The sequence below is a fragment of the Paenibacillus sp. EC2-1 genome (assembly GCF_049311625.1).
Lineage (GTDB): Bacteria > Bacillota > Bacilli > Paenibacillales > Paenibacillaceae > Paenibacillus_AQ.
Genome location: NZ_CP186006.1, coordinates 419,124 through 441,217 on the forward strand (window position 1 = coordinate 419,124; position 22,094 = coordinate 441,217).

Consider the following 22,094-nt stretch of genomic DNA (forward strand, 5'->3'; position numbering starts at 1 on the left):
AGTGTTGTGAAAATGAGGTATAATATATGGCGTCCGATCATGTTAGTCTTGGTCGCACTGATTACGAAGAGTTTTGTTACTAACCTCTGTATGTTGTTTGGTATGGCGCCTGGAGCGGCGGAGAACCTTGGATATGCGGGCATGGTGGTAGCTGCACTGATTATGTATAATCGAATTACGAAGAGTCGTCGCAAATAGAACAATTTCAGTAGAATGTACATATCGGCAAAAGAGCACCTTTATAAGGTGTTTTCTTTTTTTATAATGATGTATAAGGAAATGGAGTGACTCCTATGGCAACGATTGAGGATTTTGGAAAGTTTGATATACGTATTGGTACGATAGTGAAAGCGGAACCTTTTCTGAAAGCACGAAAGCCTGCTCTAAAGCTGGAGATTGATTTTGGTGAACTTGGGATTAAGCGATCCTCTGCCCAAATTACGAAAAGATATGAACCGGAGCAGCTTATTGGCGAGCAAGTGGTTGCCGTTGTGAATTTTCCAGTGCGGCGGATTGCAGGCTTTGACTCTGAAGTGCTGATTCTTGGCGGTGTTCCTGAAGAGGGGGATGTCGTGCTATTAAAACCAGGCCAGACCGTTCCGAACGGTACGCCGATTGCTTGATGTGATTCAGATCTGGTATGTCGTCATCTTCGTGAAATGAAACCTTTTGCCTGAATAGATTGTATTAAAGGGTAAATGTAAAATGATGAGGAGGGATTGAATCTTGGGAATTTTGTCGAGATTTAAGGACATTATGAGCGTCAATATAAATACCTTGCTTCATAGAGAAGAGAATCCGGAGAAGACGATTCATGAATATATGCAGAATTTAAGCAGTGATTTGGGAAAGGTCAAGGCTGAGACGGCTTCCATGGTAACAGATGAGCGAAGAGCGAAGAGAGCACTGGATGAATGTATGGCTGAGATCAAGAAGCTGGAGCGTTATGCGGAGAAGTCTACAGAAGCAGGTAATGACGGGGATGCTCTAAAGTTTCTGGATCGAAAGGCGGTGCAAGCAGAGAAGCTGGGTAAATTACAAACAGCCTATGATCAGGCGGCTTCCAAAGCTGCCATGATGAAGCAAATGCAGGATAAGCTTGTATCGGATATGGCACTGCTCGAAGCACGTCATACCGAACTGAAAGGGAAGATGGCTGCTGCAAAGGCACAGCAAGCACAGAATGATCGTCATGCTAAGACGGCATTCGATGCCATGGAAGAGAAGGCTAGTCTGGCTCTCGATGAGGCACTAGCATTAGCCGAGCTTAGAGCAGGTACGAAGAAAGATGACTTGGATGACCTGATCGCACAGCTGGAGAAAGAGCAGAATGAACGATAAAGTGGGGTGAGTAGATGCCGGTTATTGAATACAAATGCCCGAACTGTGGCAGCGGCATGGTCTTTGACAGTGAGACAGGAACGTTATCTTGTCCCAGCTGTGGAAGACATGACAACATCGAGAGTATGCCCGATCCGCTTGTCACGAATGTTTTTACAGAAGATGAAGTCAGTGAGTATCACTGTACCAGTTGCGGTGCTGTTATTATGACGGAAGCGGAGACGACGGCAACCTCTTGCAGCTTCTGTGGCTCAGCGGTTGTTCTGGGGGACAGACTGACGGGGAAGCTGGCTCCGGCGAAGGTGATCCCTTTTTCAATCAGCAAGGAAGAAGCAATGAAGGCGTTCAAGAAATGGTGCAAGAATGGCCTTCTGACACCAAGTGGGTTCATGACTGCGGATCGCGTGAAGGGGATTACGGGGATCTATGTACCATTCTGGTTATATGAATTACATAATAAAGTGCAGGTTCAAGGACACGGGACAAAGGTTAGAGTCTACACCCGAGGGGATTATCAGTATACGGAGACGCAGCATTACGAGATTTACCGTAAAATCCGACTCAATTATGTGAGAGTGCCAATTGATGCCTCAGAGAAAATGAATGATGAACTTATGGATAAATTAGAGCCTTTTCCATACGAACAGCTCAAAAGCTTCAAGACCCCGTATCTCGCAGGCTATATTGCGGAAAAATATAGTTATGACGAGAAGGAGTTACTGCCGCGTTCTAAAGATAAAATCAGAGGGTTTATTGAGCAATATATCTCGTCAGCGGTGACGGGCTATACGACCGTAAACTATACGAATAAGCAGATTGATACGTCGGTGAAACAGGCCGAGTATGTTCTGCTCCCGGTCTGGATGGTACATTATGACTTCAACAAAACAGAGCATACCTTCGCGATGAATGGTCAGACCGGCAAGGTTGTTGGCAAGCCTCCAATTAGCAAAGCGAAGGTGGGAGGATGGTTCGCTGCAATTTCCGGCGTCTCCTTCTTGGTACTTAGGCTCATCTCTTGGATGATGGGAGGCGAATTCCTATGAGCATGAGAAGGTTCCGAGCGGTGATTGCCTTGTTGCTCTTCCTGGTTGTTTATGTTGCTGCTCCAGCGGGGATGAGCGCGGCTGCAGTCGAGATGAAGCCATTGATCTTTGATAAAGCGGAGCTGCTCAGTCAGGAAGAGCGGGAAGAACTCAATGTGATGGCGAATGAATACGGGGCTAAGCGAGAAACGGACATCATCATCCTTACAGCGAAGCGTGCTCCCAATGACGACTATGAGTTAATGACGGAGAATTTCTACGATGAATACGCACCCGGATATGATAAGAAACATGGGAATGCTGTGATTCTGACACTCGTGCTAGATAGCCGAGATGTACATTTAGAAGGTTATTATAAAGCTGAGAAATATCTGGACAGTGGTAGGCTCGATAAGATCCGTAACAAGATTACACCCGCTTTATCCAGTGGCGATTACAGCCAAGCTTTTGAACAATATATTAAGACCGCCTATCGCTATATGGGATTTGAGCCGGGAGTGAATCCTGACAACATCCTGTTTAACATCTGGTTTCAGCTTGGAGGAGCGGTGGTTATCGGAGGTATTGCCGTTGCGGTGATGGCTTATCGTTCCGGTGGTCGCGTGACCATCAATCGGCGTACTTATGAGGATGCAAGCACTTCGGGGATTGTGGACCGGGAAGACCGTTATATTCGAACAACGACAACGAAGCGTAAGATTGAGCGTAACTCTGGTGGAGGCGGCTCGGGTGGCAGTGGAGGCGGTGGTGTCTCCCGAGGTGGACATTCGCATAGCAGTAGCAGCGGGAAATTCTAAGGGAAGGAATGATATAGTATGGGATTCTTCAGAAATCAATTTTCGAATGTGGTGGAATGGGAAGAGTTTAGAGATGATATGATTTTTTGGAAGTGGAGCAATCGGGAGATTAAAAAAGGAAGTAAATTGATTATCCGTTCCGGTCAAGACGCGATTTTCGTGAATAATGGCAAGATCGAAGGGATATTCGAGGACGAAGGGACGTATAGCATCGACTCGGAGATCATCCCCTTCTTATCGACACTAAAAGGGTTTAAGTTTGGTTTTAACAGTGGGATGCGGGTGGAAGTCTTGTTCGTCAACACGAAGGAATTTACCGTTCGTTGGGGGACGCAGAATCCAATTCTAATCCCTACACCACAGCTTCCGGGCGGGATGCCGATTCGTGCGAATGGTACATTCAATTTCAAAGTGACGGATTACGTTACGCTGATTGATAAGATTGCTGGGATGAAGGAGAGTTATCTGGTCGAGGATGTGAAGATTCGGATCACCTCAGTGCTCGATCAGCTGTTGATGAAGTGGATTAGCCGGGAAGGTAAGGACATGTTCAACTTGCAGGCGAATGCATCGGATATCGCTAGAGGTATCCAAGAAGATTTGGATATGCAAGTGATGGATAACGGGATGACCATTACAGGCTTCCAGGTTATGAGCTTCAATTATCCGAAAGAAATCCAAGACATGATCACGAAGACAGCTTCCCACGAAATGATCGGTAATCTGCAGAAGTATCAGCAGGTAAGTATGACGGACGGCATTGCATCCGGCAAGGTGAAGGGTGGCGGCGCTGCTTCGGACATGGCGGGCATGATGATGGGCATGAATATGGCCAATGAGATGATGAAGAATATGAATCAAGGTCAGAATCAGGGACAGAAGCCTGCCGCTGAGACTCAGCCATCGGCACCTGCTCCTTCCGCTTCTGAGGGTAAGAAGCCGAACTTCTGTCCGAACTGTGGTGCGAAGAACGAAGGCGCTAATTTCTGCCCGAACTGTGGTCAGAAGTTGGGTTAGGTTTGAGCGATCTAACTTTAAGAGTTTAAGAAGATTCTAAACGCTACCGGCGGCATTGAAATGGTTTTGTTGTTGAATCACCACTCGCCTCCATAACTTAAAACCCGCTCATCTGAGCGGGTTTTTCTCTGTTATTGTTCGTGTTCAGGCTTTTCCGCGAGCCAATCCTCCAACGTTGCTACTCGTTCAGGATGGAGATAGCTTCTGGCAAGAAAGCCTGCACCATGTGAAGTCATTGGATCTTGATCTGTTGGTTGGTAACGTAAGTCTACACTCCAGCGCACTTCATCCGATTCGTTAGGTGTTGACATATGCAGACAGCGATCGTTAAAGAGAATTGCGCTTCCACTCGGAACCGGCAATACAACGGTCTTGGTGTTCCCTAATTGGTTCTCATTTAATGCTGTGTACCCTGTGCCAGTAATGCTTTCGTGATGCCAATCTAACAGCTTCGTGCGATGGGTCTTCGGTTTAATATGCAAACACCCATTTACCTCGTTGGCATCAACAAGAGGGATCCAGACCGTAATTACCGGATTAGAGTTAGCATCGGGCCAATACGATTTATCTTGGTGCCAAGGTACCGCTCCTGCAGCAACTTTTGGAATCTTGGGCCTTGTATTATAGACCGGATTTGAAAAAATCTCACCGCCGATTAAGGATTCCACAGCATCTAAAATTTTGGGGTTGCTCATTAAATGGAAGTATCCCGGAAGTCTGTCACGCCAACTTCTTCCGAATTTAAGGAACTCTTCTGAAGTCAAATTCGCGAATAATTCGGCTAATCTATATTTAAAAGGGCGGTGTTCCAAGGTATCACTAATCAGTCCTGCTTGCAGTAATTCGTTGGCGATTTGGGATACTTTCTGATCCATTGCCTCTCTTGCAGGTTCCAGTTCTTGATCAGACAGTAGGTGGGGAAGCACAATATAACCTTGCTCATTATAAAAGTCAGTTTGCTCTTTAGTTAAACTTCCGTTGTTTGATGGGTTGATCATGTTATTAGCCTCCTTGTGAATACAAGTAATTGGGTTAATAGTAACAAGGGGAAGGGGGATATGTATTTAGATATCAGTACGATTGTTTATCAATACTTCCGGTAACATTGTGTTTAATAATACCTGTGCTTTTGTTACGATATCGTCATGGAAGGGAGGAAAGAATTTGAATGCTATCGTTGATATCACTCCTGTCATTCGAGTTGCTCATCATTATAAATTCCATCAAGAAAAAACGACTGGTGATCCGGGTCGCTACGGTTATTGTTACGCTTTTCATTTCGTTGAAAGTGGAAGAGGAGAGATCATGGTGCCGCCATATTCCTATTCCATTCAAAGGGGAGACCTGATCTTTATACCTCCAGTAAGGGAGCATTCTTTCCTTTCCGATCACGAGAATCAACTCGCTACATATAACGTTTACTGTGAGCTCTGGTCAGACAAGCCTGTTATGACTGAAATTCACTTAACATGGGATATATCAAAACTCGATGAGATGTTATTAACGCATGTGGTCGATGGTACGGAATTAGAAGATGTACCGACAGTCATTCCGTTACAGCATCATAGCCGACTGGGAGAGATCTTTACGCATATCGTGCAGCAGCATCAAAAGAAGGAGGTTAACTCCAATGTAATCGCAAGTAGTTTATTAAAAGCGTTTATTCTGGAGGTTGTTCAAGTCTTGCAAAATAAGCCGTTCATCGACCCTAGAATTAAGATTATCGTGGAACGGATTCAGAGAGAGGCAAGTAGCGGGTGTGATTACAATAACTGGCTTGAATCAAGCGGGTTGAAAAAAACGCAATTCCATCAGTTATTTAAGCAAACGACGAACATGTCCCCTAAGGCTTTTTGGACCAAGAATGTTATGAAGCAAGCTGCGGTCTCATTGATGGAGAACAACCTCTCCATTACGGAGGTAGCTAATATTCTGGGATACTCCTCCATTCATCATTTTACTAAACAATTTACAGCTTATTATGGTATTTCGCCTACGAACTTTCGTAAGCAACAACAATGATGGACCTTGATTTGTACTTAAGTGCTATAGACGGAGCAAATATCTTTGAGATAACTTTTGAATTTTTCGCTGTAATGCGCTTGAACATATTACGGGGCAGTATTTCCAATCTGAGCCTGAGTGGCGCGATGGGCAATGTTTCTATTCGGAATTAAGTACCTTGCAGCGGCTTGATATTGCTCAAAAGTGGGAAGCGTGGCAGAAGCAGAAGGGGTAGCGTGAGGAAGGGGAGGAGGCCTCCGATAATCACAAGGAAGGAAGTTGTGGTAGCATGACTCAAGGTGTAACTGGAACAATTGGCGGACAGACAATCCGCTATATGTTAGAAATCAATGGAGTATGCAAACTATCCGGACACAGAAGCTGTTATTTTGCTCAAAACACCCTATATTCAACTGTTTAAAGGTAACAACGGCTCCTGTGTCCGCTAACGCTCTCAAAGAGACAATATTAGCGAAATAACGGAACGTCAGTCCGCCAAACAAATTGCGCAGCATTTATTTTCACACGAACCAAAATTAATTAGTGACTAACTAAACGAAAGATGCTATACTATATACAAGAGGTAAGACACACTTTACTTAATACCAATATAGAACATAATGATAGGGGATTTTAATTAAATGAATATTCTAGTTGTAAAAGCAAATAACCGTCCAGCTTCCGAAGCTGTATCGAGCAAAATGTATGAAACTTTCATGGAAGAATTGAAAGGTCTTAACGTAACTACTTACGATGTATTTGAAGAAGATATGCCTTACTTCGGTCAAGATCTGTTCAACGCATTTGGTAAAGTTCAAAGCGGCGCAGAATTGACAGATGTAGAAGGACGTATTTTGGCTGCGAAACAGAAAGCTATGGATGCTCTTACAGCAGCTGATGTTGTCGTATTCGCATTCCCACTGTGGAACCTGACTATTCCTGCGAAACTTCAAACATTCATTGACTATGTATATCAAGCTGGATTCACATTTAAATATAATGAGCAAGGCCAACTGGTTAGCATGATGAACGATAAGAAAGCTATCTTCCTGTCTGCTCGCGGCGGAATTTACTCCACTCCTGAAGTAGCTCCACTTGAAATGGCTGTAAACTACATGCGTAATGTTGTAGGTGGCGTATTCGGTATGGAAATCATCAACGAAGTGGTGATCGAAGGTCACAATGCCTTCCCAGAGCGTAAAGATGAAATCATTAACGATGGTATGGAAAAAGTTAAAGAAGCTGCAGCTGCACTTGCTAAACAACTCGCTTAATTAATCCCAATAACATAAAGACGACCCGAGAGATCCGGGTCGTCTTTGTTGTATTCTCTTGTAGGTAAGCTGCGTGAATCAAAAAGGATTCAGTACATGATAGAACACGTTTGGCGAGGCCATGCGATAGTAAAAGCTACACCAGCCAACCCCTTTGTTATTCCAACGATTCGTTGTGCTGTACACTAATCGTTCCTGCTCCAGTTCCTCAATTCTCTGGATACGTCCCTCTACAAAATCCATAATTCGAATTGACGCCGTATCCAATCGAGAGATTACACCGCCATAACGAATATCGATGACTTCCCATCCGAAAGGCTTGAACATTTGAAGCCACTGGGTACGGTGTGCAGCGCGTAATTCCTGAACCGATTGCGAAATCTCCGGCAATACGTTCTCAGCAATATCTTTTAGGGCGGCAGTATCCTTCTTATCATAGGCTTGCTTGAGACGAATACCGATCTCACTTTTGCGTTTCAAGACCGCACTTAACTTCTCAGGCATCTCAAATAGATAATCCAGATCAGCGTTCGAGTCTCGTCTCGCATGAATGCTCTGCTCTAGCTTTTCATAATGGTTCGCAAGTTCAAGGCCTTCAATTTGCTTGTCAAACAAACCTAGAAGTACATCCTGATATAATAAAAATTTCGAAGGGTTGCTCTGTTTGGAGTTATTCGGCTCTTGACCCGGTATTTCGTCCAGGTCTTTCAGTTGTAGGAATGTCTCTCTGTCAATGCCTGTACAGAACTTAACTCGCTCGGCAAGGTGAGCTTCAGAGGGTTTCTGTTCTGAGTATGCATGCTCTGCATAGAGCTGTAGGCCAAGTAACGCGGCAAAAGGATTGCCCTCATTCCCGTCATCTCCCCACATCGTAGCGTACACTTCGCGAATTCCTTCTTTTTTGCACACCTGCAGTGCTACATCAGATGCGTTCAGGGATAAGCCGTAATTGACCCCAAACGTGTTGAAGATCCATACTGCTCCCGCGAAGATCAAGTTACAACCAAGTGGTCTGTGCTTGCCAATCAAATTCTCATAATCTTCTGCCTCAATATGGTTGTAATCCCAATACACCATATCCACATCCTTTGGTATACGGCGGGACATTTCTTCAGGTATAGAGGTTTCTTTGTTGTAATAATCTTCACCATTACCTGAGGCAAGCTTCAAGAACATATCGCTCCACATCATAGGCTTCAATCCCCGGCTGCGAACGATTTCGAGCACTTTATCCAAATGAGAGATCATGATGTTGAAGCGGGTATCGTAACCGTTCTTGTCTAAGTACTTACCTCGGCCAAGTTCCTCGGCTTCGTCCATTCCGATATGAATTTTTTTGCTGCGGAATGGTGCGCTGGCTGCCACGATCATTCGCTCGATCAGTGAATTTGTCTGCTCACTTCCGACGAGTAGCGCCCCTTTGGTATCCTTGTAATGTCTGACCGGCTCCCACTTCAGAAATTCTTCTAGGTGGGCAAGGGTCTGGATGCTTGGAAAAGCTTCGATGCCGAATTGATCAGCGTAATCATCAATCTCTCTTAGCTCTTCTTGCGAATAGCGTCCCCGCATGTATCCGAAATAAGTTTCGCCCTCGATCTCATATGTATCTTCCATGTATAGCATGACCGTGTTCATACCCATGAGTGCCATTTTATTCAGCATTAATTTAAAGCTATCTACCGTAAATACGGCGTTACGAGATAAGTCGAACATCGGCCCAATCTCGTCAAATTGCTGCTTCTCTTGAAGGTGGAATGAATTGCTTGTGCGGCTATGTTGGATGAGTAAGCCTAGACCACGGAAAAATTGATGTTTTCTTTCATAGCGAATGTAGGCATGATTCTCCTCAAGACCGACTTCCAGACCACCTTGTGAGGCTTCTACTCGAACTGGAATTCCATCCTCACTGAGCTCAACTTTAACCTCATCTAACAAAGACTGAATACCGGGCATGAGATTCGTAATATCGCCCTCGAAACGAAGTTTCATTGTAACATCTCCTTTGCTTAGCATGATTTACGAGATTAAACATTATATCATTATAATGTTTAATCTTATTGGAATGCAGAGGGGAAATCAATCATTAGTTTCGCTAATGATTTGTTATAAGATTTATGTAACTTTGGCTCACCGAAAGAGTTATTTCTTTATAGGAAATGAATTTGGATAAAGAGTGAATATGACTTGTAACACATGGAGGTTAAGATATGAGAAGAAGATGTCTAGTGATTTTCGCTGTGTTTTTCATGGTGCTGATAACTGCTTGTAACCGTAGCGAGGAGCCTAAGATCCTCTTAGATAACGTGGAGGAAACAGGCCCCTCTTCTGAAGTGCCAATTGAAACATCTGTTAAGATTGATAAGGTCTATACCGATGCCAAGACCGAAAATGGATGGTGGGTTGTTAACGAAGACGCAGAAACTTTAACGATCTATGTTGAAGCGCAGAATGTGGATGCGGTCATATTTTGGTCTGCACCGACTGGTACGGAGACGGGGAAGGAAAGAGAGTTAATCGGTTATGATGTAGATGGAGATGATGGATGGTCTTTTGAATGGAACATTAAGGGTCGAAATTTCCATCATCATATTGGGGTTCAGGCTTTAGGAATGGACGGTAGTTCACTTGCTAGTGAGACTTTTAATCTGCATACCTTGAGTGAATACGATAACTGAGCTTTTTTACGATTGGACTTTGGGTGTTGAGCATGACATCATGGGTATATAGAACTCAGTATAAAAGGAAGTAAGGATATGAATTATGATGGTTTACAAAAATTAGTCTCCTCCGTTGATCTTAGAAGCTGCCTCATCAGCCAAGACGGAGCAATGGTCTTCGAATATTATCGCGATCAACAGGCTGAGGATAGGCCTGCTAAGATTAACTCCTGTACTAAAAGCATTGTCTCTGCATTATTCTGTATCGGTATGGACCGCGGACTAATCCCAGAGGTGACGACACCAGCAGCTGCATTCTTCCCCAAGCTTCAAGCATCAGATGATAGCCGGAAGCAGCAGATTACGTTAGAACATCTGCTAACGTTAACGGCTGGTTTCAATTGGACTGAATTCGGCGGGCAAAAATCCTTCCCCCGGATGACCAGATCACCGCACTGGGTTGATTTCGTATTGGAGCAGCCGTTATCCGACACACCCGGCACACGCTTCGAATATAATTCGGGTGTCTCCCAGATGCTATCCGCAATCCTATGTGAGGTGACCGGCATAACAACCGCACGGTTTGCGGAGCTGCATTTATTCGGGCCCCTTGGTATCGAGGATTATGAATGGGAGGTTGATCCTCAGGGCGTGCACACCGGGGGTTATGGTTTACGGATGAAGCCTGCTGATCTTCTGAAATTCGGCCAGCTTTATCTGCAAAAGGGGCAATGGCAACAAGGGCAGCTCATTTCTTCAGAGTTGGTCCATCGCTCTGTCCAGCGGAGCATTACGGTAGACCCTCCATGGTCCGGTGGGTATGGCTGGCATTGGTGGGTTGATGCATTCCCAGCTACTGACGATGGACAAGCTTCCGGTGCTTCTATGGATTACTTTTACGCGCGAGGCTTTGGGGGACAGTTTATCTACGTGGTTCCACAGCTGAAGACGGTCGTCGTCCTAACGGAAGATAAACGTAAGAAAGACCGGCACAAGGTTGACGTATTCCGGGAGTGGATCGTTCCTCTGTTGCTTGATGGAGTCGGCAGATAATATGAAGTCATTGATTCAATGATCAACGGAATGTGAGTCCGGTACGTATTATGATTTAGAATAAAGCGAGTCTCTACCTACGGGTTGCTGCCAGCAGCCGAGCGAGGTAGGGGCTTTTTTTGATGGTTATAATGAATACTTTTTATGAAAATATTGACAATTACATAACAAATATAGGCTTATCCGTTTACAAATGGCTCCTATAATAACAATCAGATCAGGTTAATTTTTACAAACAAAATGATTCGAATGCTAAAAAAAGAAGGGTGACATGAGCCAATGTTGATGAAGAAGGCGTTCGTGGTTTCGATGGTTACAGCTGCAGTAAGCACTTCAGTTGTGGGTGCGGTATCGGCTGCACCAGTAGCGAAACCGGTAGCTGCGGTAAAAGTTCAGCAATCCTCGTTAAAAATTAACGGTAATGCCGTTTCGGTTCGCACGATTGTCAGAAATGGTGAAACGCTTGTATCTGTACGGGATCTGATCAAAGCACTGAGCGCGCAAGCTGATGTGCGAAGTGGAATAACAACCATCAAGTTGAATGACCATACAGTGGTCCTCAAAACCAATTCGAAACAAATCATCGTCGATGGCAAGGCTTCAAACATGTCACAACCCATGACGAATATTGAAGGCTCAAGTTATACAGCGATTCGTCCGCTTGTTTCTGGCCTTGGTGGCACACTGGTTCGAAATGCGGGAGCTATCGAGATCAGAACGGTAGAGCTACTCGAAGGGGCAGAGAATCCTCGTTTTGCAGGAGCAGGCAAGATGATCGCCTCCAAATCGGATGAGAATGGTAGAACAGATTATCTAATCGATACAGCTAGCGGCAAGTATGATTTGCTTCTAACAACAAGTGGTGGATCTGATCTGGTAGTTTCGCCTAGTGGAGATAAAGCAGCATACTCCTCAGCCGAAGGTGCGGTTTATGTACTGGATCTGAACAGCAAAGCCTCCACGCTCATCACGGATGATAACAGCATTAAGCCAGAACTTGTATGGTCCGCAGACGGAAGTGCGATCTACTTCCTGCAAGGAGATAAGGGATCGGTTATTGCCAAGCTCAGCTTGAATGACGGATCGATTACGAAGATCGTTGAGGATAAGGTGGACTACAAGGAGAACCTGAGTGTATCGCCGGACGGCAAGAAGTTTATCTACACGGTAACGACATTAGGTAAAGTAACTTCAGATACGACTAATATTGATGAGGATAATGTATCCATCGATTTCTCATCGAATCAGGTGCAAATTAATTCATTTAACAACGATGTATCGAACTCAAAAGCTGTAAGTCTTACCTCCTCAACGGATGACAAAGTTTTTGTTGTATCGGGTGATGGCTCGAAAGCTTACTACGTAAGTGTGCCTTCGACGGATGAGAAAGCCACGCTTATGTCTGTAGACAGCTCACAACGAGTGACAAAAGTTTTTGCAGATAACGATGTGGAGCAACTCGTTCTACATAACAATAGGCTGTATGTACTGGCCGCACAGGACGATGCGAGCAGCGTGATTTATGCCATCGATACGTTGACTGGCAAGCAAACCAAGCTGTATACCGTATCCTCTGACGTATCTTCTATAGCGGTTTCAGTATCACAAATTGCAATCGTCAAGAACGATCAAGTTTTTGTGAGTGCGGACAACACTTGGAAACCCGTTACGAAGTAACAGAAATAACATCTAACACGAGTTGATCAAGTCCAAATTCATTTAATTATGATTTTCCATATTGAGAGGGGTTAATAAACGATGAAAAAATGGATGAAATCTTTAACAGCAATCATGGTAGCCGTATCTCTGGTCGGCGGCGCTTCTTCCGCTGCAGCAGCAAAAAGCAATGTGAAAGGGAACATTGTCATCAACGGGTCTTCCGCGCTCCTTCCGCTTACGCTTCAAGCAGCAAGTGAATTCAAGAAAGACAATCCGAAGGTTAGAGTTTCTGCTTCTGCCGCGGGTTCCATCACAGGCCCACAATCAGTTCGTAAAGGGATCGCTGATATCGGTGCCGTGGACTGGGATGCTTCCAAGGACGTGCCGGGCTTTAAGAAATTTGATGGTTTAGTAGCAAATCCAGTAGCAGTAACGGTCTTTGCCGCTGTAGTAAACCCGAATGTCGGTGTGAAAAGTCTGACAACCAAACAATTGCAAGACATCTTTTCAGGTAAAGTGACCAACTGGAAAGACGTTGGTGGGTCCAATGCCAATATCGTTGTCGTGAACCGTAAATTCGGTTCCGGTACACGTGTTAACTTCCAGCAGAAAGCTTTGGATGGTAAAGACTTCATGAACAAAGGCGATAACTACAAGGAAGTTGGCTCCAGTGGCGATATGAAGACAACGATTGAGACAACGCCTAACGCAATCGGTTATATCGACCTTCCTTATGTAACTAGCAAGATGAAGGCGATTGGCATTAACGGTGTGGACCCAACGGAGAAGAATGTATTGAACGGAAGCTACAAAGTATGGGGGATCGGTTATTTCATGACAAAAGGTCAACCAACAGGTGCAACCAAAGCGTTCATTGAATATATCCAGAGCAGTAAATTCCAGAATGGTTCATTGAAAAAGCTGAAGTTCATCCCACTTTCTGCAGTGAAGTAGACGAATCCATAGCCTGTACAAATGATAAGGAAGAGAAGCTAGCTAGAGCGTATGGACGCCAAGCTGGCTTCTCTTGTATGAGAGGGAGATTGCAATATGATGAATATGAATTCCGAGGCGAAAAGCATAACCGCAGCTGAGCTTGGTCACAGAATTGGCGCAGCTTCCGGTACGAAATTCGACCGAAAGGCACGTCTTCGATGGTCGAATAGCCTTTTTCGAATACTCTGTATATCTAGTGCTTTGTTTGTCTGTCTTGTTCTATTCAGCATTTTGATTCTGATGCTGCGGACAGGGGTCTTAACTTTTTCTCAAGTTTCATTTAAGGAATTCTTCTTCTCTACCAATTGGGACCCTGAAAATGAGCATTATGGTGCGCTGACCTTCATTCTAGGAACCCTCGCGTTAACCAGTCTCACGATGCTGATCTCCATCCCAATCTCTGTAATCATTGCGGTATTCTTGGCTGAAATGACACCGAAGTGGTTGCGTAATTTACTGCGCCCGGTGCTTGATCTGCTAGTTGGCATTCCATCGGTCGTGTATGGATTTTTAGGACTTACCATCCTCATTCCGTGGCTGAGAGGCATTAGCGGCCATGATCTAGCAGATGGACTATTAGCGGCGTCGATTGTTCTTACGATTATGGTACTTCCAACGATCAGCCGAATTAGTGATGATGCCATCTCCGCCGTTCCTAATAAATATCGTGATGCAGCCTACGCGCTTGGCGCGAATCGTTTCCAGACAGTTATCCGAGTGGTGCTGCCTGCTGCTAAGGGTGGAATTATGTACGCGGTCATACTGGGCATGGCCCGGGCTATTGGTGAGACGATGGCCGTTGTGATGGTCATCGGGAATACGGCGCAATTGCCGAACAGTCTGTTCACTCCAACTGCCGTATTAACGAGTAATATCGTGATGCAGATTTCGAGCGTGGAATTTGATTCGACCTGGAACTATGGCTTGTACATGATGGGCTTTATCTTGCTTGCCATCTCACTCCTGATGATCGTAGGGGTTAGGATGCTACAGAAGAGAGGGGGACGTTACTCATGAGTTTGAAAGAGCCAGCAGATTCGATCCCCTCTTACTTTTTTGGCAAACGCAGAGGTTCATCTGTCGTGTTAGATCGGTTGTTTACCGTGCTTGTATGGGGTGTTGGTATTGTCGTTATTTTATTTATCATCGGGTTACTATTTCTCTTGCTGGAAAAAGGGCTTCCGAAGCTTAGCTGGGATTTTCTCTACGGATTGCCCAGCGAGATTGAAGAGGGTGGTGGGATCGGACCCGCCTTGTTCAATTCATTCTACGTACTTATTATTTCGCTCATTGTCTCCATCCCGATTGGAATGGCGGCAGGTATATACTTGGCTGAGTTCGCTCCGAACAATAAAATCATTGAGGTTATCCGAATCTGCGTTGAGGGTTTATCGTCTGTTCCGTCCATTATCTTTGGTCTGTTCGGGATTGCTCTATTTGTTGAATTCTTCGAAATCGGACTTACGATTCTTGGCGCAGCGATCAGCCTTGCTTTTCTGAATCTGCCTGTATTGACCCGTGTGACGGAGGAATCGATTCGCGCTGTTCCTGTGGAACTTAGAAATGCTTCCTTTGCCCTCGGGGCAACACACTTACAGACGATTCGGCGTGTATTGCTGCCGGCTGCGATGAGTGGAATCATGACGGGGATCTGTCTTACTGCAGGCCGGGCTTTCGGTGAGAGTGCTGTCATTATTCTGACTGCCGGTGTATCCACGTCGGGAGAAATGTGGGATTTCAGCTTGTTCTCGCCGGGTGGAACGCTTGCGGTTCATCTCTGGTATGTCCAGTCGGAGGCTATTGTTCCTGATGCACAGGAAATTGCACAGAAGACGACAGCTGTACTGATCTTGGTGGCACTGCTTATTAACATTGTGTTCCGTGTACCGCTGTGGCTGAATTCACGGAAGAATAAAGCCTAATTGTTCAAAGACGGATGCATACCATATTAACTATTTCGCCCCGGGAGGGTACGTTATGCAGGCATTCATTGAAATGAATAAACTCAACTTATTTTACGGAGATTTTCATGCACTTAAGAATATATCGTTTACAATCCCTCGGCTTGCCATTACCGCGTTAATCGGACCTTCTGGATGCGGTAAATCGACATTGCTACGAACACTGAATCGGATGAACGACCGAATACCAGGAACACGGATCGAAGGACAAGTTGCTATTAGTGGTACAGATATTTATGCAGATGAGGTTCCCATTGAATCTCTACGTCAAAAGATCGGCATGGTATTTCAGCAGCCCAATCCGTTTCCCAAGTCCATCTTTGATAATGTGGCTTTTGGCCCCAGACAGCATGGTATTCGTAATAAGAAAATCCTTGATGAAATTGTTGAACAGAGTCTTCGTTCCGCCGTACTGTGGGATGAGGTCAAGGACAGTCTGAAACGTCCAGCGTTAAGCCTCTCTGGAGGACAACAGCAGCGACTGTGCATTGCACGTGCACTTGCCGTTGAACCTGATATTTTGCTTATGGATGAGGCTACCTCGGCGCTCGATCCTGTCTCCACCTTTAAGATTGAAGAGCTGACACATGAGCTGAAGGAGCGCTATACCATTGTGATGGTCACCCATAACATGCAGCAAGCAGCACGGGTATCACAGGAGACGGTATTTTTCTTGAATGGCGAAGTGGTGGAGCATGCAGCAACTCAGGATTTGTTCTCCAATCCGAGAGACTCAAGGACGCAGGATTATATAAGTGGACGTTTTGGTTAATGACATAACGCGAAAAAATGCCCCAGTCATTGAATGTGACAGGGGCATTCTCTATGGATAGAGCTAAATGGAGCTAACACTTGATGCAGCTTCAAGCCGGACGATCTTCTTCATTAATTTTTTTAGCATGACTGAGGCTTTCACCTTAAGTGGCAGGCTGTCAGAGACATGAAGCTGGTAAGCTTCCTGGAGGATAGCTGCCTTGAGATCGGTAGCTGTTTCGCACGGCATATTAAGCTCATTATAGACACTCCCATATTGAAGGCATTGGTGGGTGTCGCTTCCTGCGGTAACCGGCTTGCCAAGATCCTTGGCAAAGTGCCTTACTCGTTCATGATTAATATCACTTCCGTATTGATACATATCCTTTGCATTGAGATCGAATGCGTCTAGACGTAGGAGTTGATTACGGTCTAAATGATGCAGCGGTGTGGTTTCACGGAAAGGATGAGCCCCAATTTTGAGCAGGGGCAACGATTCTGCTAAATCCATTAGAGCATCAAAGGAGATGAACGATCCTTTTTCAGTGTAGTTATCCAATTGATGGCGAGTCTCTAAGATATGCTCTTTCTGCCCAATCAGTAGGATATGGCCGGTTTCCTGAATATCGACTTCCATACCGGGGAAGATCTTCAATCCGTTAGCCTCGTAGTATTCGCCATTGTAAGGAAACATACGATCAAGCTGCTCATATACTTCGTAGAAATTTCTTGTATTGAAATGCTCGGTTAACGCAAGCGCGTCCAGACCGTTGGCTAATGCTTCTTGGATCATTTCCTCATAATAAGCGGGCGAGAAATCGGATGCCTTGGATAATTTAGCATGGGTATGCAGGTCGATTTTCATTTAGGTGAACACTCCTTGTTAAATAGTTAAGTTAAGTTCTTGCATAAAGCGGTTTAACCGATCCAGAATAGCAGAGCCGTATAGGCCGCGGTTCCAGATAGAAACACCATATCTCGTGCTGAGATGCGAAGATGAGACAACTTTAGTTTCTTGGAAGCTGGGTTATTCATTCCGTAAGAGAACCCACGAGTCTCCAGCGCTTCTACCGTGGTGCGGGAACGTTTCGCAGTTGCTAACATCAATGGGAAAAAAGACAGAACGAGCAGTTTTACATAATAGGTAGCCATTCGCCAGTACATAAAGCCGTGGCGGTCTGGTGCCTTCCCTCTGAGTCGATAAGAGAGCAGAACATTTCGAAATTCCTCAAAGAGTACAGGCAGGATTCGGTAACCATACGAAAGGCTGAATGAGAATGTGGCAGGCATACCGAGTGCCAGTAGACCGTCGCTGATCTTCTCCGGGTCCATGCCAGAGAAGACAGTGATGCTTGCCAGGGAGACAACCGAGAGCTTCAATGTTAATTTCAGCAATGGCAATGCTGAGCTTACATCTCCGCCGAAGAAGAGGGAGATGATGAATAACCAACCGACCTGCCCAATGAGTCCGAGACATAACACGATAATAATAAAGGGTGTAACCCTTGAGAGGATGGTTGTGATGACCATCATAAGGAACAATCCAGCGAGCACGGTAATGCTTGAAATGAACCATGGCGCTATCGCGAAGAACAGATACCAGATTAGCATCGCCCTGGGATCGAGCCTCGACAAGGTAGCATGGCCACTGCCGTAAGCTGTGTTCATCAATTCAAGCTGGATTCGTTCGATTGTAATTTTGTTAACCCAGTTGCGGACAAGCTGCATCTTGAGGATTCTCCTTTCCGGTAAGGATTCTATACATCTGCTGGGCGAAACGTTCAGGAGAGCTGCTTGATGAGTTCATGCCCAGCCTTACAGATAGATCCATCATCTGTGTGGGCGCAAGGCCGGCTTTTTCGATCAAGGTAGCATCCGAGAAGATTTCATCTACGGTTCCATCGCCTGCTACGGTACCTTCATTCATAACAATCACCCGGCTTGCCCACTGATGGACGAGCTGCATGTCATGTGTGGCGATAATGACGGTACGTACATGTTCCTCAAGTTCCTGAAGTGTGCCAAGGAGCTCTTCACGAGTGGCCAGATCAAGATTAGCGGTTGGTTCATCCAGAAGGATAACCTTAGGCATAATGGCTGCCCCGATCGCCAGAGAGACACGGCGCTGTTGACCGCCACTGAGGAGTCTGGCATCGCGATCTTTTAAGGGCATTAGTCTAAAGTTATGTAGCATTTGGTTCACCTTGGCCTCCGCATCTGGATAACGGCGGCTTTTCAAGCAATAGGCCACTTCTTTATGAACATTGTCTTCAATGAACATATCCTCAGGATTCTGAAAGACAAATGCAACATGTGAAGAAAGTTGTTCAATGGATAAATCCTTCGTTGATTGCCCCATAACCGAGACGGTGCCTTTGGACGGCTTAGCTATGCCGGCAATCAGTTTCATGAGAGATGATTTACCTGCGCCGTTATTGCCAACAAGCGCAATTCGTTCACCTTCATATAAACTCAGATCAATGCCCCGAAGTACTTCATGTTCGGCTTTTCGAATCGTTCGATAGCTTAGTCTTGTCTGGTTGAATTGTATGACAGGGCTGGTAGGGTAACGTTCAGTTGGATTAGGATCTTCCTGTTTCAGACTTTGCTCTTCATGAAGGGTCTCTGTTAAAGAGCTATCGTTATAGAAATGTAGAAGCTCTCGAAAATACTTTTCTGCGGATTCGGCAGTTACGGGATAAGGAAACAGGGTTCTTAAGCTCGCTTCTGTCCCCAAATTGGCAGCTCTACCCGTGCTCTCGTGGTGTTTCGTCAGGGCTGCGGAAAAATGCACGGCTGCCTTCGTCACCTCAGGCGGCTGGATGCCAAGGCGCTCTAAATCTTCGAGACTGTTCAGCGCCTCCATAACGGGACGCTTCCACAGCACCTTGCCCTTCTCCATCAAGCAGACCTCATGGCAATACTCAGCGATAAACTCGGTATGATGCTCTATAACGATAATGGTCTTTCCATATACCTCATTCAGTTGACGCAATACCTCATACACTTGGCGTGCATGCTGTGGATCCAGCTGAGAGACCGGCTCATCTACGACAAGAATGTCTGGCTCAAGCGAAAGGGCTCCCGCCAAAGCGAGCAGATGCTTCTGTCCACCGCTGAGTTCCCATATGTAGCGCTCCTTCAGGTGGGTCAGGCCACAAATTTCAAGTGCGCGTAAGCCCATGGTCCGGTAATCGGATAGACCGTAATTTAGTGGAGCGAATAAAGCTTCATCTAGCACAGTGGGGCGGACAAGCTGATTGTCAAAATCTTGATACACATAACCTACCTTTCGAGATAGCTCTGCGACACTGTGCTCTTCGGTGGACAGCCCACAGATCTCAACCGTGCCTGCATAATCCCCCGAATAATAATGAGGAATCAGTCCATTGAACAATTTACATAAGGTGGATTTACCGCATCCGTTGCCACCTATAATCGCGGTAAAGCTGCCGCGCTGAATGGTGAGAGTAGCTCCATTTAGCACAGATTGCTCTGAACCGGGGTACACAAAGGATACATCGAATATGTTGACGATTACGTCGTTATCATCTACGAGTTGATTGTGTTTAGGCATGCGGTAGATCTCCTGACGGTTTGTCTTTAGTGATATTACGGTTTCGCTTGGAACGCATAAGTGCAAGGACAGCAATGGCTACAACGGCTGCAACAGCTATGCTGATCCAGATCGCCCCTACACCGAATCGGTCTTCAAATCCGCTGTCCCATTCTCCGAAGTTCCAATCCGTCTCGGAGAGCGACTCTGCTCCGAAAGCGGCGATGGCTAAGATGATTCCGATAATGATGATCTTAGGGGATATCATACCGGCAGATTCGTATTGGGTAATCTTTTGACGTGGTCTGATCCCAAGCAGTGGCTCGATTTTTCCATACAGTCTTGGAACTAGATACAAAGTAGGCAGAAGAGCAAACAGAATACCGGAGAAGAGGACATCATTGAGGAAACCTACACCTTCCACAAGGACAACGCTTTGCGCAAGTCCAGGCACGGCTTCGAATTCTTCAACACCGATCCAGACCTTACCGATATCCACTAGCGAGCTGCAGAGTTGATGAATCACAACACCGGTCATTGCTGCAATTCCTACATGGGCCCGTTTTGTCGGATCTTTCACCATTCGGCCAGCAACGTACATCGCAAAGGAGAAGGTAAGGAATTTCTCAAGTTCGCCCAGGCCTCCGAATTGACCAAGCATAAGCTCACCGAAGATCACTTCCCCAAGCGCTGCACCCACAGCAGCATAAAATGGATGAAACAGCATACAGAGGGTGAGTGGAATAAATGCGAAATATTCAATGGATAGCTCAATCGGTCCTAGCTTCAACGAAGGAATCAGTTCTGTGAACATGTTGGATAAGCCGTAAAGTGACATGGATAGAACAAAAATCATCATTTTTTGTGAAGAAGTGAGGGTGTAGACCCTTGAATTACGAAGCATGAAGAGGAGCCTCCTTGGTATGGGATTTGTTTCCTAGTATAAGAGGGGATTATTAAAACTAACGGGGGAGTATGTCAACGTAGTGTAATATTTTTTACATTATGTTAATGATGAAATAAAACTTACATAACAATCATGAATTAACATGGACTGTAGAGATGAGCGTAGAAGGAGTGCGGCCCGAGTGATAAATCTGTTTCCACTAAAATCTGAACTTTCACATAGTCAGCTTAAGATTGCCCATTTTATTGAACGCTGTCCTGAAGAGGTTCTGTTCATGACGGAACAGGAACTGGCAGATCGGCTTGGCACAAGCATCGCAACGGTATCGAGGTTCTGGCGGGCCATTGGTTATGAGAATGCAAAGGCGTTCAAAAGGATGCTTCGAGAATCAACAGATACCACACCCGCTGTAAAATTAGAAAAGACGATATCTCAGATGGATGCATCCAGTCTACCGTTAAAGATGTTAGAGCAGGCGAAGCATCATCTTCAAGCTACGATGGAGAGGACCCGTCCGGATGAGCTAGAGCAGGCGGCCATGCTGATGGCCGGGGCCAGAAGGGTGTATGTATATGCGCCAGGTCCGTCTCTTTCGCTAGGAGAATTATTAGCTTATCGCTTGTCGAGGTTTGGCATGTCGATTCGGATTATGGCAGGAAGCGGTCATGAGTTATTAGAATCTCTTGCACATTTGGAACAGAATGATGTGGTACTAATCTTCAGTTTTACACGAATGCTGCCTGAAACCGAGGTCATCCTCGATTGTGTGAGTCGCACGGACTGTTCTGCCGTTATGGTCACGGACCGGGAGGATTTCAGATATGGAACCTGCGCGCAGGTGTCGTTTTATGTCAGCCGAGGAGACATGGGGGAATTTCATTCCATGGTTACACCACTACTACTCGTGGAGCAGATTATTCTCAGCATTGGGATGTTGAATAAGGAGAAGGTAATGGAGAGATTGGAGTGTCTCGGGCAACTAAGGAAGCGGTATGCAGATAAATTGCCGAGGGGGAAGGCTTAGGGGGAATTATGTCGTTTAGTGGCAGAACCACGCAGGAATAAGACCAAGA

22 protein-coding genes are annotated in these 22,094 nt (G+C 45.5%); 16 read left to right on the plus strand and 6 right to left on the minus strand.

Annotation, left to right across the window (positions count from 1 at the left end; translation table 11 throughout):
- Positions 1 to 12 precede the first annotated feature (12 nt).
- The 6 genes from ACK8P5_RS02085 to ACK8P5_RS02110 all read left to right on the plus strand — a co-directional run bounded on the left by ACK8P5_RS02085 (position 13) and on the right by ACK8P5_RS02110 (position 4,201).
- The gene (locus ACK8P5_RS02085; protein ID WP_422659353.1) at positions 13 to 198 is read left to right on the plus strand and encodes a hypothetical protein; all 186 of its coding nucleotides are present in this window, start codon (positions 13 to 15) and stop codon (positions 196 to 198) included.
- 95 nt (positions 199 to 293) lie between these two features.
- Positions 294 to 623: a chaperone CsaA gene (gene csaA, locus ACK8P5_RS02090; protein WP_422659354.1), complete on the plus strand. Its 330-nt coding sequence runs from the start codon at positions 294 to 296 to the stop codon at positions 621 to 623.
- A gap of 103 nt (positions 624 to 726) precedes the next feature.
- Positions 727 to 1,341 (plus strand): PspA/IM30 family protein, encoded by a 615-nt coding sequence (locus tag ACK8P5_RS02095; protein ID WP_422659355.1) that lies wholly within the window; start codon positions 727 to 729, stop codon positions 1,339 to 1,341.
- 14 nt (positions 1,342 to 1,355) lie between these two features.
- On the plus strand, positions 1,356 to 2,387 hold the full coding sequence (locus tag ACK8P5_RS02100) for a TFIIB-type zinc ribbon-containing protein (protein ID WP_422659356.1): 1,032 nt from the start codon (positions 1,356 to 1,358) through the stop codon (positions 2,385 to 2,387).
- A 2-nt stretch (positions 2,388 to 2,389) separates the two neighbouring features.
- Complete coding sequence (locus ACK8P5_RS02105) at positions 2,390 to 3,184, plus strand: TPM domain-containing protein (RefSeq protein WP_422661341.1); 795 nt, start codon at positions 2,390 to 2,392, stop codon at positions 3,182 to 3,184.
- 18 nt (positions 3,185 to 3,202) lie between these two features.
- Positions 3,203 to 4,201 carry an SPFH domain-containing protein gene (locus ACK8P5_RS02110; RefSeq protein ID WP_422659357.1) on the plus strand — a complete coding sequence of 333 codons (999 nt, stop codon included), beginning with the start codon at positions 3,203 to 3,205 and terminating at the stop codon, positions 4,199 to 4,201.
- Positions 4,202 to 4,332: 131 nt separating this feature from the next.
- On the opposite strand, the gene ACK8P5_RS02115 is transcribed toward ACK8P5_RS02110, so the two are convergent.
- Positions 4,333 to 5,199: a phytanoyl-CoA dioxygenase family protein gene (locus ACK8P5_RS02115; protein ID WP_422659358.1), complete on the minus strand. Its 867-nt coding sequence runs from the start codon at positions 5,197 to 5,199 to the stop codon at positions 4,333 to 4,335.
- Between the two features lie 166 nt (positions 5,200 to 5,365).
- On the opposite strand from ACK8P5_RS02115, the gene ACK8P5_RS02120 reads away from it, so the two are divergent.
- Positions 5,366 to 6,223, plus strand: a complete 858-nt coding sequence (locus ACK8P5_RS02120; protein ID WP_422659359.1) for an AraC family transcriptional regulator — start codon at positions 5,366 to 5,368, stop codon at positions 6,221 to 6,223.
- A 623-nt stretch (positions 6,224 to 6,846) separates the two neighbouring features.
- Complete coding sequence (locus ACK8P5_RS02125) at positions 6,847 to 7,479, plus strand: FMN-dependent NADH-azoreductase (RefSeq protein ID WP_422659360.1); 633 nt, start codon at positions 6,847 to 6,849, stop codon at positions 7,477 to 7,479.
- A 78-nt stretch (positions 7,480 to 7,557) separates the two neighbouring features.
- On the opposite strand, the gene ACK8P5_RS02130 is transcribed toward ACK8P5_RS02125, so the two are convergent.
- Positions 7,558 to 9,468, minus strand: a complete 1,911-nt coding sequence (locus ACK8P5_RS02130) for a beta-N-acetylhexosaminidase (RefSeq protein ID WP_422659361.1) — start codon at positions 9,466 to 9,468, stop codon at positions 7,558 to 7,560.
- A gap of 218 nt (positions 9,469 to 9,686) precedes the next feature.
- On the opposite strand from ACK8P5_RS02130, the gene ACK8P5_RS02135 reads away from it, so the two are divergent.
- The 7 genes from ACK8P5_RS02135 to pstB all read left to right on the plus strand — a co-directional run bounded on the left by ACK8P5_RS02135 (position 9,687) and on the right by pstB (position 16,577).
- Positions 9,687 to 10,154, plus strand: a complete 468-nt coding sequence (locus ACK8P5_RS02135; RefSeq protein ID WP_422659362.1) for a hypothetical protein — start codon at positions 9,687 to 9,689, stop codon at positions 10,152 to 10,154.
- A gap of 78 nt (positions 10,155 to 10,232) precedes the next feature.
- Positions 10,233 to 11,189 (plus strand): serine hydrolase domain-containing protein, encoded by a 957-nt coding sequence (locus ACK8P5_RS02140; RefSeq protein WP_422659363.1) that lies wholly within the window; start codon positions 10,233 to 10,235, stop codon positions 11,187 to 11,189.
- 279 nt (positions 11,190 to 11,468) lie between these two features.
- On the plus strand, positions 11,469 to 12,866 hold the full coding sequence (locus ACK8P5_RS02145; protein ID WP_422659364.1) for a stalk domain-containing protein: 1,398 nt from the start codon (positions 11,469 to 11,471) through the stop codon (positions 12,864 to 12,866).
- An 81-nt stretch (positions 12,867 to 12,947) separates the two neighbouring features.
- Positions 12,948 to 13,802 (plus strand): phosphate ABC transporter substrate-binding protein, encoded by an 855-nt coding sequence (locus ACK8P5_RS02150; protein ID WP_422659365.1) that lies wholly within the window; start codon positions 12,948 to 12,950, stop codon positions 13,800 to 13,802.
- 96 nt (positions 13,803 to 13,898) lie between these two features.
- The gene (gene pstC, locus ACK8P5_RS02155; protein WP_422659366.1) at positions 13,899 to 14,861 is read left to right on the plus strand and encodes a phosphate ABC transporter permease subunit PstC; all 963 of its coding nucleotides are present in this window, start codon (positions 13,899 to 13,901) and stop codon (positions 14,859 to 14,861) included.
- Positions 14,858 to 15,766 carry a phosphate ABC transporter permease PstA gene (gene pstA, locus ACK8P5_RS02160; protein ID WP_422659367.1) on the plus strand — a complete coding sequence of 303 codons (909 nt, stop codon included), beginning with the start codon at positions 14,858 to 14,860 and terminating at the stop codon, positions 15,764 to 15,766. Before pstC ends, pstA begins: the two co-directional genes overlap by 4 nt.
- Before the next feature lie 55 nt (positions 15,767 to 15,821).
- A complete protein-coding gene (gene pstB, locus ACK8P5_RS02165; protein WP_422659368.1) occupies positions 15,822 to 16,577 on the plus strand; it encodes a phosphate ABC transporter ATP-binding protein PstB in 756 nt (251 codons plus the stop codon).
- Positions 16,578 to 16,640: 63 nt separating this feature from the next.
- Here pstB and ACK8P5_RS02170 read toward each other — a convergent pair whose 3' ends face one another.
- From ACK8P5_RS02170 to ACK8P5_RS02185, 4 genes are read right to left on the minus strand one after another with little or no spacing between them, the layout of a single operon-like run.
- A complete protein-coding gene (locus tag ACK8P5_RS02170; RefSeq protein ID WP_422659369.1) occupies positions 16,641 to 17,423 on the minus strand; it encodes a PHP domain-containing protein in 783 nt (260 codons plus the stop codon).
- 53 nt (positions 17,424 to 17,476) lie between these two features.
- Entirely contained in the window at positions 17,477 to 18,286 is an 810-nt protein-coding gene (locus ACK8P5_RS02175) for an energy-coupling factor transporter transmembrane component T family protein (RefSeq protein ID WP_422659370.1), read from the minus strand.
- Complete coding sequence (locus tag ACK8P5_RS02180) at positions 18,261 to 20,135, minus strand: ABC transporter ATP-binding protein (protein ID WP_422659371.1); 1,875 nt, start codon at positions 20,133 to 20,135, stop codon at positions 18,261 to 18,263. Before ACK8P5_RS02180 ends, ACK8P5_RS02175 begins: the two co-directional genes overlap by 26 nt.
- Entirely contained in the window at positions 20,128 to 21,018 is an 891-nt protein-coding gene (locus ACK8P5_RS02185) for a cell division protein FtsQ (RefSeq protein ID WP_422659372.1), read from the minus strand. Before ACK8P5_RS02185 ends, ACK8P5_RS02180 begins: the two co-directional genes overlap by 8 nt.
- Before the next feature lie 184 nt (positions 21,019 to 21,202).
- Here ACK8P5_RS02185 and ACK8P5_RS02190 point away from each other — a divergent pair, with 184 nt between their 5' ends.
- Positions 21,203 to 22,045, plus strand: a complete 843-nt coding sequence (locus ACK8P5_RS02190) for a MurR/RpiR family transcriptional regulator (RefSeq protein ID WP_422659373.1) — start codon at positions 21,203 to 21,205, stop codon at positions 22,043 to 22,045.
- Positions 22,046 to 22,094: the final 49 nt, after the last annotated feature.